The 14,709-nt window shown below is 45.8% G+C and carries 10 protein-coding genes; 7 read left to right on the top strand and 3 right to left on the bottom strand.

What is annotated here, in order from left to right:
• The first annotated feature begins 268 nt into the window (after positions 1-268).
• Positions 269-634 (top strand): helix-turn-helix domain-containing protein, encoded by a 366-nt coding sequence (locus tag M4D81_RS03705; protein ID WP_260064503.1) that lies wholly within the window; start codon positions 269-271, stop codon positions 632-634.
• Between the two features lie 406 nt (positions 635-1,040).
• Here M4D81_RS03705 and M4D81_RS03710 read toward each other — a convergent pair whose 3' ends face one another.
• Entirely contained in the window at positions 1,041-2,078 is a 1,038-nt protein-coding gene (locus M4D81_RS03710; RefSeq protein WP_260064504.1) for a hypothetical protein, read from the bottom strand.
• An 87-nt stretch (positions 2,079-2,165) separates the two neighbouring features.
• Positions 2,166-3,044 (bottom strand): hypothetical protein, encoded by an 879-nt coding sequence (locus M4D81_RS03715; RefSeq protein ID WP_260064505.1) that lies wholly within the window; start codon positions 3,042-3,044, stop codon positions 2,166-2,168.
• Between the two features lie 303 nt (positions 3,045-3,347).
• On the opposite strand from M4D81_RS03715, the gene M4D81_RS03720 reads away from it, so the two are divergent.
• The 4 genes from M4D81_RS03720 to M4D81_RS03735 all read left to right on the top strand — a co-directional run bounded on the left by M4D81_RS03720 (position 3,348) and on the right by M4D81_RS03735 (position 11,908).
• Positions 3,348-6,131, top strand: coding sequence for a class I SAM-dependent DNA methyltransferase (locus M4D81_RS03720; protein ID WP_260064506.1), 2,784 nt, complete (start codon positions 3,348-3,350; stop codon positions 6,129-6,131).
• Entirely contained in the window at positions 6,128-8,212 is a 2,085-nt protein-coding gene (locus M4D81_RS03725) for a DEAD/DEAH box helicase (protein ID WP_260064507.1), read from the top strand. Before M4D81_RS03720 ends, M4D81_RS03725 begins: the two co-directional genes overlap by 4 nt.
• A complete protein-coding gene (locus M4D81_RS03730) occupies positions 8,213-9,394 on the top strand; it encodes a GIY-YIG nuclease family protein (protein ID WP_260064509.1) in 1,182 nt (393 codons plus the stop codon).
• A 297-nt stretch (positions 9,395-9,691) separates the two neighbouring features.
• Complete coding sequence (locus M4D81_RS03735) at positions 9,692-11,908, top strand: hypothetical protein (protein WP_260064511.1); 2,217 nt, start codon at positions 9,692-9,694, stop codon at positions 11,906-11,908.
• A 344-nt stretch (positions 11,909-12,252) separates the two neighbouring features.
• Here the strand turns inward: M4D81_RS03735 and M4D81_RS03740 are convergent, their stop codons facing one another.
• Complete coding sequence (locus M4D81_RS03740) at positions 12,253-12,804, bottom strand: sugar O-acetyltransferase (protein ID WP_260064512.1); 552 nt, start codon at positions 12,802-12,804, stop codon at positions 12,253-12,255.
• Between the two features lie 362 nt (positions 12,805-13,166).
• On the opposite strand from M4D81_RS03740, the gene M4D81_RS03745 reads away from it, so the two are divergent.
• On the top strand, positions 13,167-13,571 hold the full coding sequence (locus M4D81_RS03745) for a VOC family protein (protein WP_260064514.1): 405 nt from the start codon (positions 13,167-13,169) through the stop codon (positions 13,569-13,571).
• Between the two features lie 471 nt (positions 13,572-14,042).
• Positions 14,043-14,705 carry a DUF998 domain-containing protein gene (locus tag M4D81_RS03750; protein WP_260064515.1) on the top strand — a complete coding sequence of 221 codons (663 nt, stop codon included), beginning with the start codon at positions 14,043-14,045 and terminating at the stop codon, positions 14,703-14,705.
• Positions 14,706-14,709: the final 4 nt, after the last annotated feature.

The following is a 14,709-nucleotide window of genomic DNA, read 5'->3' on the forward strand; positions in this document are numbered from 1 at the left end:
GAGACCTAAGAACTATATATATTGTCCTAATTATAAGCAACTGAAGATATATATGGAAGTGTTTCTTTTTGAAAAATTGTTGTTTTCAAAAAACTCATAGGTATTACCTAATCACTTTCTATAGAATTTATTCAGACCAAAAGAACCATCGAGGTAATATATACCTATTATAGTTATAAAAAGTATTAAAAACAACGAAATATATAGTTTGTTGGTCTTTATTGAGTTGCCACTTCACCCATACTTTTATTTGTAAGGGGTGAGTGCAATGACGGCTTTACTGAAACTGGTAGGTGCAAGAATTAGACAACTAAGAACATTGCAAGGGCTGTCCCAAGCAAAATTAGCAGAGGCAGCAGATTTGCAGGTTTCTTACATTGGTGGTGTGGAACGGGGAGAGCGTAATATCTCTCTGAACACATTAGAAAAAATTACAGCGGCTTTGGGAGCCACCCCGGTAGACGTGTTCAGTTTTGGTCAGCTAGATGAGGTTGAAGGTGTAATCGAGAAGCAGCATATTCTTGAAATGCACTTATCACTCTTAAGAGATAGAAGTCTCCCGGAAGTTAAGCTGGTTCAAAGGATGACAAGAGACATGATAGGTACTTACGATAAAGAAATGGGACGAGATTAAAATAAAACTAAGGAGGCGAGCGGGCGGCGTAGGTCGCAGCGCTCGCCTTTCTATCTATTCTCACGACCTGACCGTTCATAGATGAGACGAAGCCTGAACTTCAAAAGCCTGCGGTCCGCATTTGTGAACTGCCTATAAGCTCCGAGTGCAGCGGTAAATACGGTGTGATGATGAGGCTAATGGAATGCTTGTAGACATGACAATGGATGTTCAGCAGGTTTTGTGACGCCTCGACATGTTCGAGCGGCGATCTTCCTGTTCTGTCAGTTGTGCGATTCGTTTTGTTTTGGACATGGTTGGATCTCCTTTTCAATGGAAATTGATGTTGCTCAAGATTTGTTGTTGTTCCCAAAAGCGTCGGTACGTCCTTTTTTCTGTCGACGCAAGTGACGCAATTTCTGTTGGGTCAAGGGCGGACGTATTTTGGGTTAATCGTAATGACCGCCTCCGAGTGCTTCCGGTAGAAGCGCATGTTCCGGCTCGACTGGTTAGCCTGGTCAGTGAATGCAGCCCTCAGTTGCTCATCGTCGAAGGAGAAGAAGTCACGCCCCTTCTGGCCTCCGAACAGAGCAATCATGGCGTAGTGGTAGCTACTCGGATTGCAGATAGCCCCGCTTCCGAGCGGGACAAGCTCGGCGACTTCCCCGACAGTCAGCTTTTTCTTACGTTCCGGCTTTTCTTCGAGCGCAAGAAGAAGGCAGGCAAACAGCACGTCCGCATTGGCCCTTCCCTCGATTCGTTCCGGAGCGAAATGACTGCAGTCAATAGCTTCCCAATCCAGTGATCGGATCGTTGGCTCAATTGTGGGAGGAATCTTGCCCGCCAGCTTGGTCAGTGCATGCCGATTGCCGTATGCCTTCAGGAAGCGGTCGAGTTGTACTCGTGCCCCCTCCCCATGTTTGGCTTGGATCTTGGGGAGCAAGGCCTTGAAAAAGTCTGAGTATAAAGCGAGCCCATTAAGGCTGGAGTCAACCTCTCGTTCACCTTCCTTTTCCTGCGTTTCTTTAAGAAGATCCTGCATCGCTACCAGCCTGTGTTTGTCGGCCAGCTCCAGTGCGTTGGGGTGAAGCAGGTGGGCGAGGAAGGAAACGGTCTCGAAGGCCAAGAGATCGCTCGGGAGCCTTTCCATCCAGAAGTCGAAAGTTCGGGCTGGGTCGGGTGCTTCTTCACGCGCGAACTCCGGCCACGACTTGACGACGCAAAGGGCAGCCTGTCGATGAGAGTATGGTGCGTCCATACGCTGCCAGTAGCCGCCTCGCCAGGACAATGCGGCACGAAGCACCTCGGGTCTGACTGTTTTTGGATCGGTGAACGTGATTCGCCACTGTTCGAGCGGCTCAACGGGATACTTGGCATAGGGGAAATGGGACATATATTCGTTAAAGTGGCCGTTGATGTAATTGGCAATGGTCTTTTTCTTATTTTCACTGATGGTTAAAGTCATCGGAACTTCCTCCTCGTTTCGCTTCTTGACGGACTCACATCAAATAGAGGCCTCTCTAATAAGTAGAATGATAAATACTTGGAAGTACTAAATTTCTTGGTTAGCTCTGCTTAGAAAAGGGTCATCGTATTGAACATGACGAGGAATAGCGAGTTCATTGACCCAATGGACGGCAGAAGTAAGGTCGCCGCCTTGGAAAAATGGAGTATCGTTGAAGGCTTCGTCTTCCCAGAGCAATTCGGCTTTTCCGAGCACCCGATCTACCCTGAAGCAATAGTTGTTGCCGTCCATGTATTCGTTGGGGCCGTCAATCAGGTCGTTGGTACGAAGTACAACCCGAACGATATGTGTGGGAGGAAGCGGTGCTTGAGGGAAGGGGCCATTGTCGAAGAGTTGATCACGGGCGTAGGAGGGGAGAAAATGACTGGGAGTTTCGTGGGTATAGGGGCGGATCGACACCAGCATAAGCCAAACGTTACAGCGGTAATCATCCGGATCAAGTTCGGTGTCATCTTGCTCAAAGAGTTCTCTGAGGGCTTGCAGGATAAGCTCGTTATCGGTTTGTGTTCGGCTAGCTTGCCGCTGCAGCCACTGTTCGATACCTTCATCGTGTGAGCCAGAGATTGAATAGAACGTTGTAAGACAGTCGTTGTTGTAACCGATGCCGATCATGTAGGCTGTGCTACCGTCTTCTGGCAGGTCGATGATTTGCACGTATTCCGGGGTGCATCCGAGTAGGCCCTCATCTTCTCGGTTGAGACCGACGATGGATAGGTCGTAGAGGTTGTCGCCAGGCTCCAGAATGATGATTGCGCCGTGTTGGTCAAGAGAGAAAGACATGTCGTTCACTCCATTGAAAGTCATGTGAAGATGATTCAACTGCAGCTGGATGTGAGGGAGTAGAGCGGAGAAGAGATTGGCGGAGTGTAGGCTGTCGATGTCTTGCTGGGTTTGAATAATTTTCATGGTTAAGCCTCCTAGACAAAAGAATAAGCCGCTTCACGTAAGCAGCTCTAAAGGTATAATATTGGCTTGAATTTTCGGTTGTTTCGCTGGGGAGCGGTTGTATCGGCTAAAGAAAAACTGAATCACATTTAGTATTTTAATAAAACGCTCCTTTTGAACCGTATGATATAATCTTAGGAGAATCTTTTAAGATGAAAGCTGTTGTTTTTCGAGGATGAATGTTATTAAAGGTTTCTACTTTAGAAATCAAGAAATAATAAGTTCTATATAAGAAATAGAGTGGAATCAGAAGGAGAAGGGATTATGAATCCAGTTGAAATCGAAGTAGCTGTATCAGAACTAGCGGCTCAGCCTTTTGATAAGGAGGAGTTTCCGTTCGCATTTCTTCGGGCTTTTGGGAACAAGGAGACGACAATCAGACGTCTGCGTTCAGGTGAATCGAATAAGTCGGACGTAGGCGGAGTCCTTCAAACGAATAATATTCATATTGCAGTCGCCCAATTTGGCGAAGTGGCAAAGGCTCTTGATGCATTAAGAGAAAGTAGGGCAACGGCTAAAGCTAAAGCGCGATTCATCCTTGCTACTGACGGAATACACTTTGAAGCAGAAGATTTGGAATCAGACGACCCGCCAATTGTTTGTGAATTCAAGAATTTCCCTGATTATTTTGGTTTCTTTTTGCCACTTGCAGGGATTACAACCGTTAAGCAGGTACGCGACAGTTCTTTCGATATCCGGGCAACGAGTCGGTTAAATCGGCTCTATGTAGAGTTATTGAAGGACAACCCGGATTGGGGGACGACCGAGCGGCGTCACGAGATGAACCATTTCATGGCACGACTCATCTTCTGCTTTTTTGCTGAGGATACCGGTATTTTCAGCAGGGCGCGCCTATTCACTGACACCGTCGAGCAGATGAGTGTGCATGATGCCTCGAATACACATGAGGTAATTAGCGAAATCTTTCGGGCGATGAATACGAAAGATTCTAATCGTATAGAAGCAAAATTACCACGCTGGGCTGATGCGTTCCCTTACGTGAATGGTGGACTCTTTTCGGGTAATGTGGCTGTTCCAAAGTTTAGTAAAATTGCACGCTCTTATCTTTTGCACATCGGTAACCTAGACTGGACTAAGATTAATCCTGATATTTTCGGATCGATGATTCAAGCAGTAGCAGATGATGAGGAACGTGGAGCATTGGGCATGCACTACACTAGCGTGCCAAACATCCTTAAGGTACTCAATCCTCTATTCCTGGATGATTTGCGGGCTCAGCTTGAAATGGCGGGTGACAATCCTCGAATGTTGCTCAACCTACGAAAGCGATTGTCAAAAATCAGGGTTTTTGATCCGGCCTGTGGATCAGGTAACTTCCTAGTCATCGCATACAAGCAGATGAGAGAAATTGAAAGCATCATCAACGAACGACGAGGTGAACTCGAACGAGAGAGTGACATACCGTTGACTAACTTTCGTGGTATTGAATTAAGGGATTTTTCGGCTGAAATTGCACGTCTTGCCCTCATTATTGCCGAGTATCAATGTGATGTGCTTTATCGAGGGCCAACACTTGCGCTTGCTGACTTTTTACCCCTCTCTTCTGATAATTGGATCACCTGCGGCAATGCTCTGCGACTGGATTGGCTTAGTATTTGCCCCCCGACTGGAACAGGTGTGAAATTCCATGCCAATGATCTTATCAACACGCCATTGGATCAAGTGGAGGTCAATTTCGAAAATGAAGGCGGTGAGACATATATCTGCGGGAATCCGCCTTATCTTGGGAATCAAGGACAGTCGAATGAGCAAAAGTCTGACCTTAAAATGATATTTGAGGCCCGTACTAACAATTGGAGATCGCTCGACTATGTTGCTGGTTGGTTTATGAAAGCGGCCGATTATGGTGCAAACACCAATGCGTCTTCGGCATTCGTGTCTACTAACTCCATCTGCCAGGGGCAGCAGGTGCCCATTCTTTGGCCGCTGATATTGAAAACTGGGCACGAAATCGTCTTCGCTCATACTAGCTTTAAATGGGCAAACCTAGCAAGCCACAACGCGGGTGTCACCGTTGTTATAGTAGGGATTTCGAATCAACCTGTTAAAACACGGCGGTTGTTTTCGGTTGCAGGTGACGGCAAAGCAATAGTCAAGGAAGTGGAGCACGTCAATGCTTACCTGGTTCCAGGGCTCGATGTTTGGGTAGAAAAGCGTCCAACTCAAATTAATGGACTAGACGTAATGACTAAAGGTAACCAACCTACGGATGGCGGACATTTGCTGCTTTCGCGCGATGAAGTTGAAAGCCTTGATGTTACAATAGAGCAGCGGTCTAAATTTGTGCGACGTTTTTTCGGTTCCGCCGAATTTATTCGAGACCTAGAGCGTTATTGTCTTTGGATTGATGAAAAGTACGTCGATGAAGCAATGACTATAATTCCAATCCGTCAGCGTATCGAAAGAGTCCGTTTAATGCGGCTAGCCAGCCCAAAACAGGCAACAGTCGAGGCGGCGGACCGACCTTATCGTTTTGGAGAGGTTAGACAGACGGGAAATGAAATTTTAACTATTGTTCCAAGTGTATCCTCGGAGAACCGCGAGTACCTTCCGGTGGGAATTGTGCCAGCGGGATCTATAGTAAGTAACGCCGCTTTTGCACTCTTGAACGCTCCTCTATGGAATATGGCCTTGATAGCTTCGCGCCTTCACTTGGTGTGGGTTGCTACTGTTTGTGGAAAGCTGAAAACCGATTTCCGGTATTCAAACACAATCGGATGGAATACTTTTCCGATTCCGAAATTGACGGAAAAAAACAAGGCCGAGCTAACTCGCTGTGCCGAGGACATACTTCTGACTCGTGAGGCGTATTTCCCAGCAACGATTGCCGAACTCTATGACCCTGAAAGCATGCCAACCGGTCTTCGTCAGGCTCATGAACGGAATGATGAAGTGCTAGAACGTATATATATCGGCCGCCGTTTTCGCAATGATACAGAACGGCTAGAAAAGTTGTTTGAGTTATACAGTAAAATGACATCATCCAAGAAACCAACCAAGAAAGGTGAGGGGGAGGTTGCGTTATGAGCAGAGAAAATAAATTAGTGCCCACTATCTCATTGTCCTACGCTCGTCATGGAAGCTCGACCAAGGCTAATGAATTTGGAATGCGGGTAATGCAAGAGCGCGCCTATGAGCGGCGTGGCGAACAGTACTTACTTATAAAGTCTCCACCCGCATCCGGCAAGAGCCGGGCTCTAATGTTCATTGCCCTAGACAAGCTTCAGAACCAAGGACTCAAGCAGGCAATTATTGTTGTGCCAGAAAAATCAATCGGCTCCAGCTTTAATAACGAGCTGCTGAGTCAGTTTGGCTTTTGGGCCGACTGGATTGTGGACCCAAAATGGAACCTATGTAATGCCCCTGGCTCGGACAATGGGGGCAAGGTAAAATCGGTTGGTGCGTTCCTTGAAAGTAACGATAAAGTTTTGGTCTGTACACATGCTACCTTTCGATTTGCCGTTGATGCTTATGGAGCGGAGGCATTTGATAACAGGCTGATTGCGGTGGACGAATTCCATCACGTCTCTGCGAACCCGGACAATAAACTGGGTTTGCATCTTGGTCAGTTTATCGCTCGCGATCGAGTGCATATTGTTGCGATGACGGGTTCCTATTTCCGTGGCGATGCTGAGGCGGTGCTAGCTCCGCAAGACGAATCAAAGTTCGACACGGTCACTTACACGTATTATGAGCAGCTTAATGGTTATGAATATCTGAAACAACTCGACATCGGTTATTACTTCTACTCTGGTTCATACACAGATGACATTCTTAAAGTGCTAGACTCGTCTGAGAAAACAATCATCCACATCCCAAATGTTAACTCTCGCGAGAGTACAAAGGACAAGATCAGAGAAGTAGAGCACATCATTGAAGAGTTGGGGGAATGGCAAGGCACAGATCCTGTAACTGGCTTTCAGTTAGTTAAGACATCAGAAGATAAAATTCTTAAAATTGCCGATCTGGTTGATGACGATCCGACTAAACGTGACCGTGTATCAACCGCATTGAAAGATCCTGCTCATAAGAATAATCGCGATCATGTGGACATCATCATCGCTCTTGGCATGGCGAAGGAAGGTTTTGACTGGATTTGGTGTGAACATGCGCTAACAGTTGGTTATCGGGCGAGTCTAACTGAAATTGTGCAGATCATTGGCAGAGCTACCCGTGATGCTCCGGGTAAAACACGTGCTCGATTTACCAATCTGATTGCCGAGCCGGATGCTTCCGAGGATGCGGTAACTGAAGCAGTAAATGATACTCTGAAAGCCATTGCTGCCAGCCTACTCATGGAACAGGTCCTTTCACCTCGCTTCGAGTTCAGATCGAAGAATGCAGAAAGTGGTCCGGTTGAAGGATTCAATTATGGAGATGAGGGCTATGATCCGGAAAAGTGTAATGTAGGCTTTAATCATGAGACAGGGCAATTGCAAATTGAAATCAAAGGTCTCTCCGAGCCGAAGAGTGAGGAGGCTGCACGCATATGTCGAGAAGACCTAAATGAAGTAATTGCAACATTCGTTCAGGATAAAAACACTATCGAACGAGGCTTGTTTGATGAGGAAATGGTGCCGGAAGAGCTAACGCAGGTTCGTATGGGAAAAATTATCAAAGAGAAGTATCCAGAGCTTGACACCGAGGATCAGGAAGCGATTCGTCAGCACGCTATTGCTGCCCTTAACTTAACACAACAAGCAAAGCAGACTGCGACGAAGAGCGCTGAGGGAAGCGATGAGCCAGTTGCCAACACTGCACTGATCGATGGAGTTCGTAAGTTCGTAATGGACGTTCGGGAACTAGACATTGATCTCATCGATCGTATTAATCCATTCAGCGAAGCGTATGCAATTCTATCTAAGGCTTTAAGTGAGGATAGTCTGAAGCAAGTTGCGGCTGTCATCGCGGCAAAGCGTGTAAGTATACCTTATGAAGAGGCCAGAGCGTTGACTGAACGGGCTGTTCAATTCAAAAAAGAGCGTGGACGGCTGCCAGATATAAATTCGCAAGATCCGTGGGAAAAGCGAATGGCCGAAGGAGTTGCAGCCTTACAGCGTTATTCCGCGAAGCAAAAGGCCGCTCAAGGCAGCGGAGGTGGAGTATAGATGACTAACCTTTCTGATGACGATCTTCTCCGAGAACTTGGTGTAGAGTATGAAGTAGCAAAGGCACGCTCTTACACGCCGCGTGAAGAGCGCATCATTGCAGGCTTTGAAGAAATCCAGCAATTTGTCAAAAAGCATGGTCATATCCCTCTACATGGTGAAGAGAATGACATTTTCGAGAGACTGTATGCAGTGCGGCTAGATCGACTGCGTGCACAGGAGGATTGTAGAACCCTGCTTGCTTCCCTGGATAGCCAAGGCTTGCTAAGTGAGCAAGTGACTAAACAGATCGGTCAAGTAACCACATTGGACGATGATGAGCTGCTTGCAGAACTTGAAGGAATGCTCGCTACTTCAGACATTACAGAATTACGCCATGTTCGCTCTCAAGTCGAAAAACGAGCCGCCGAGGAAATTGCGAATCGTGAGAAATGTGAAGATTTTGCTCGTTTCCAACCTCTGTTTGAGCAGGTTGAGAGGGAACTTAAAGCCGGGGATCGAGAAACGCGTCTGTTTGGTAAGGATGCGAGCATTAATATGGGGAACTTCTTTATTTTGGGAGGGCAACTTGCCTTCGTGGCTGAGAAAGGGGATGAATTTAAGGCCCCTAATGGTCATTCTGATGCGCGACTTAGGGTCATCTATTCTAATGGTACAGAGAGCAATCTTCTCCTCAGATCCTTGCAGCGTGCGTTGTACAAAGACGAGGCTGGACGCCGATTGACTGATCCAATTAGTGGAGGGTTGTTTAGCGCAGACTGGGAAGATAACGACATCCAGAGTGGGACCATCTATGTGCTGCGGAGCTTTTCGGATCATCCTTTTGTCGCGGAACACCGTGAGCTCATTCATAAGATTGGTGTGACCGGCGGTAAAGTTGAAACCCGTATCGCCAATGCATCACATGATGCTACTTACCTGCTGGCAGATGTGGAAGTCGTAGCGAGCTATAAGCTAGCCAGCATCAATCGAACGAAGTTGGAGGGCATATTCCACCGTATTTTCGCTCCGGCTCAGCTTAACATTACGATTAACGACCGCTTTGGGCACCCTGTACGTCCGAAAGAATGGTTCCTCGTGCCTCTAAATGTAATCGACGAAGCAGTGAGTCGTATTCAGGATGGTTCGATTGTTAATGTAGTATATGATCCTAAGACCGCTCGTTTGGTCGAACGATTGTGAATGTAGTGAAAGTTTTATTTTGAATATGCTATTGCATTAATTATGAAGGACACCTTAACCGGTGTCCTTCATTTTTTCAAAGTTGACACGCTGAAAGTTCTCATGAATTGCTTTACTGTTAGTGTTGCTATTAAATCATGCGATGTTGACGGTAAACGGATTAGATTATTTAGTACTTCAATATAAGATGTGAAGGAGAGCAATAAAAATAGAAGAAGGAAAAATAACCCTTTACAATGTTCCTGGATGTTCCTATAATTAGATCAGGAACAACGAGGAACATTGGAGGGGTTGAGGATGGTTACATATTCGGCAAGGTTGACAAAAAGTGGAGTGAACAGTTGGGCGGTTGAGTTCAGACATCCTGTTTTGAAGGACAGGGAAGGGAAACAAGGAAGGAAAATCAGACGGGGACTCGGAGTTAATCAAGAAGAGTCTCAGGCTGTTGTAGATGACCTGAACCAGCTGTTGGCTGACCAATCATACTGGTCGTTAAGCGAGCAGAAGAGGGCGGCCAAAGAATTCAGATCTAAGTCAGTTGATATTTTCTACGATCAAATGGAAGAGGAACTTACGCTTGACCCATGGGATCGAAGGGAAAAGAAAATTAAATTACCTGACCACAAAGATGGTTACTCACGGGTTATGCTTCTTGGAACTACTGGGGCCGGAAAGACAACGGTTATACGACAGTTGATAGGCACTGAACCGGATGAGATCAGTTTCCCTGCAATTTCTGCAAGTCGAACAACAACCTGTCATACCGAGTACGTATTCTCTGAGGGAAAATGGTATGGTGTTGTAACATTTAATTCACAAGCTCAAACAATAAAACTAATTGAAGAGTGTGTCTGGGAAGCATTCAGAAGGGCTGTTTTAGGTGAAAACGAAAAAACCATAGCAAAGGCTCTATTATCTCACCCTGAGCAACGTTTTCGGCTAAGTTACTTCTTGGGACAATATCGGACAACAAACCGTACCAATTCAAAGGATGCTGCTCAGTCGGAGGATATCCCATATCCTGATCAACAAGAGTTGCAGGCAGACCTTGACTATATAATTAATGAGGTCCGGGCTTTAGCGGAGGAGGCAAAAGCCCAATGTCCCCCAGAAGGGGATGATATTGATGAGGTTATTGACCTTCTTTATGATGTTTGGGTTAGAGAAGACACGGAGCGTTTTAATGATTTGGTGCAGTATATTTTAGTATTAATAAAAAAACGTTTCGATGTCATTGACCTTGGCTTGTTATATCGGGATACACGAGGCTGGCCTGAATATTGGTATCACGAATCAGAGGATAAAGCGCAAGTACTAAAGACGATGAGATGGTTTGCCGGAAACGAAGGAAGGAGGTTTGGCCAATTACTTGCACCTGTTGTAAATGGGGTTCGTCTCCAAGGGCCGTTTAAGCCAAGTTGGTGGGAAAACGATAGCTCTCCGCAAATGGTGTTGATCGACGGGGAGGGAATCGGTCATGACTCAAATATTACCACAAGTATTCCAATGGATGTTACTGCCCGATTCAAGGATTCAGATGCAATCATACTTGTAGATAACGCAACTCAACCAATGCTTGATATTCCAAAAGTTATTCTACGAGAAGCTGTATCCCGCGGTCAGTTGGACAAATTAATGGTCGCGTATACTCGATTTGATCAAGTTCAAGGTTCGAACATGGTTGACGATGAAGACCGGATTGATCATGTGATGGGTATTCAAACCGGGGCCATCGAGGCTATGCAGGAAGCTTATAATTTAAACTCTGGCATGATCCGTCAATTGAGAGATCATCTTGCCGATCTAACATTTTTCTTTCCTAATGCAAACGAACTCCAAAGTCCACCTGAAGAACTCGTCACTGAAATGAATCGATTTATTGAAGCTTTGGAAAGTAAGTCGAGTAAAGTACAGCTACACTTCACAAATGGGGATAACTCCTTCCCTGAGTATGACTTTGGAAGGTTAGTTCTTGTTATAAGCGAGACAGAGGAGTTATTTATGCAGAAGTGGCTTGGACTCTTTGGCCTGAGAGCTTCCCAATTTCCAAAACAGCATTGGATGCGCATTAAAGCTTTATCCAATCGGCTAGCGAACTGGCCCAAACTAGCTGAGTACAATGATTTGAAGCCGGCAGATGACTTGGCTAGCTATTTAATGCAAAGGATAAATGAATTTCTTTACGCTCCGAAGGCATGGTCAGCCACTGTTCCTGACCAAGAGAAAACAAGGATTGTGCAAAAGTTGTCAAGTCTGATTTCAGATAAGATTGATGAGCTAATTTATAAGCGAATGAAAATTGATAACCATGCACAATGGATTTTGGCGTATAACCTTAGAGGGAACGGGTCCACATTCCAAAGAGTGAGCGAATGCAGGAGTATTTTTGAAAAGGTGATTCCTCAACCTAGAATTTCGTATGATACCGATTCCGGTGATCTATTAGATGAGATTAAGGGAATTATCGTTAAGGCTGTAGATGAAATCAAAGCAGAGGGTACTTCTATTGAATAATTATAATTTAGGAGGCTGTGATGAACAAAAAGCGAGGATTTTTGAGGCTCGGTCACTTAATATAGCGATTTGAAGAATTCTCTCATGCACCAATCTAAGCGCTGCAGACGTCTACATGTTGAAGTTCTTTTTTGAATTTGCTATTTATGAAGGACACCCGCTAGGGTGTCCTTCATTTCGCCATATAGATGTTACGGTGAGCCGTATCATAAATAGGGCGAAAATAGGAGGGAGTGTGTACGCCCTCCCTCCTTGCTAGCACTGATTCTTATCAAGTATCTACTTCACCTTATGCCACAAAGGTTCAACTAAAACTATGCGGCATAATAAAGTCTGTGTGACAATTAAAGTGAGCGGATTGCCGTACAAGGGTTGCCGACAGCCAAAGTGTTCGGCGGAATATCCTTAGTAACAACACTGCCTGCACCGATTACACTATTCGCGCCGATCGTTACGCCTGGCAATATGATGGCTCCAGCACCGATCCAGACATTGTCGCCAATCGTGACAGGAGCTGTGTATTCTAGTCCCGCCAAACGTTGCTCCACATCCATCGCGTGATTTTCCGTTATGATACAAACATTGGGGGCGATAAATACGTTGTCTCCAATCGTAATGAATCCGCTGTCCATAAGTTTGCAGTTGAGATTAATGAAGCAATTATTGCCCAGCGTGGTATTATACCCATAAGTACAAAAAAGCTGCTGCTCCACAACACAATTTTCGCCGACCTTACCGAGTAATTCGCGTATAGCGGCACGTCGTAAATCGCGCTCCAGTGGGTGTAGATTGTTGTAGTCGTACAGTTTCTTCACAGTGACATCACGGTCCGCAACAAGCTCTGGGTCATTAGGTTGGTATAACAAGCCAGCATGTGATTTTTCTTTTTCAGTCATTTCGGACACCTCGTAAAATATTTGATTTTCTCTCGATAATTCTGTGCTTTTTCGGCAAAATGTGTCATTTCGTCATACTTAATACTATAGGTACAACTTCTAGACTGCAATCGTGAACTCCATATTGTTATAAGTTAGGAACACAAAAAGACCTCTCTGTTTCATCAGTAGAGGGGTCAATGGCTTAAAAGTACTCTTCGTGAGGAAGCCCAAAAAATTCTAAAACGCTACTGACATAACGTTGTCAGTAGCGTTTTTTTATAATTGGACATGTAAATGTAAAGGAGATAGATAAGGAAAAAGTATGTTTTACAACGGCTGTGGGACACAGCCAAACCTATTATTAGGAAGGATGATATCTTGTGAATTTCGCTTCTGTACGCATCATTACGGACGACGTGGATCGTCTCGTCGAGTTCTATGAGAAAGTCATGGGGGTATCGGCGGAGCGACCCGCGCCCGTATTTGCCGAACTCGCCTTGCCATCATGCACCCTTGCAATCGGCCACTCCCAGACGGCGCAGCTATTCGGCGCCGGTTCCGTAGTGGGGGCCAATAATCGCACTATCATTATTGAGTTCCGCGTCGACGATGTCGAAGCCGAATATGTGCGCTTGAAGCCATTTGTCGATCATTGGGTAAAGGAACCGACCATGATGCCGTGGGGGAACCGTTCTATGCTGTTCCGCGATCCCGATGGCAACCTACTTAACCTCTTCGAGCCGGTGACCGAGGATGCGATTAAACGGTTTAGAGGTAGACATTGACAGGCAGTAAAGGATGGCCTTCAAACTTGCCGTTGTGTAATTTGTGAAATCAACGGTGTGCCTGGAATACGATTACGCTTGATTATTTACAGGATCTGCTTCAAACGTTTATGTCGTGATGAATCCGGAAAAGTTGTCGCATTTTAATAAGATGAAGTAACCGAGTATTAATTAGTGGAGGCACCTCTGAATTTGACGAAACACATTTCAGGGGTGCTTTTTGATTTTTTCAGAGAAAGGAACTAATTTGGACGATATTTTGAGAAAAGGTCGGTCCAATTGTCGATCATACCGTCACTAATTCGTTGTATTAACAGAGCGAACGAATTCATGCCGTACAAGGCACAGAGTCTTAGATCGAATTGAGGTGTGAATGATTTAATCTTCGCGAACTTATGGTCAAATGATAAGGAGTTCTAAAGATGAACGAAGAAGTAACCTGTAAATCAAATATAAAAAGGAGGTTTACGTATGCAACTCAAGTTGGAGCCTAACAAGAAGCACAAGAAGCCGGCCTCAAAGCGATTGTTGACTGCCGGCGTGATCTCCGCACCTTTTTTCTATTTCGTGTGGGTCGTTCAGATCTTTACGCGGACTGGCTTCGATATCCGACGGCATGCAATCAGTACGCTTACGCTCGGAGATTGGGGGTGGATCCAAAGCATCGCATTTATCATTACCGGCCTTCTGGCATTGTTGGGTGCTGCGGGTATGCGATCATTATTGCGCAGTGAAACAGGAGGATTGTGGGGGCCGATATTGATCGGACTGTATGGTGTCGGCATGGCGCTGGCTGGCTTATTCCGCCCAGATCCGGGACTCGGATTCCCTGAGGGTGCTCCTGAAGGGATCCCAGTTACAATGAGTCCGGAGGCAGCGATCCATTCCTTCGCATTCTTTACGGCTTTCATTTGCCTTATAGCGGCCAGTATTATACTCTCCATTCGATTCGCGCGTTTGGGGGAGAAAAGGTGGCAGTGGTATTCGGTTGCAACGGCGGTAGTTGCGCCGCTTCTAATTGCGGGAGGAATGGGGACAGGGGTGTGGACCGGTGTCATCATGGGGTGCGCAGGACTGGTTGCGTTCGGATGGGTCTCGGCATTGTCAGGTAAACTTCTTAGCGAACTCGCTTGATTGA

Source organism: Paenibacillus sp. p3-SID867 (assembly GCF_025142895.1).
GTDB lineage: Bacteria > Bacillota > Bacilli > Paenibacillales > Paenibacillaceae > Paenibacillus_AQ.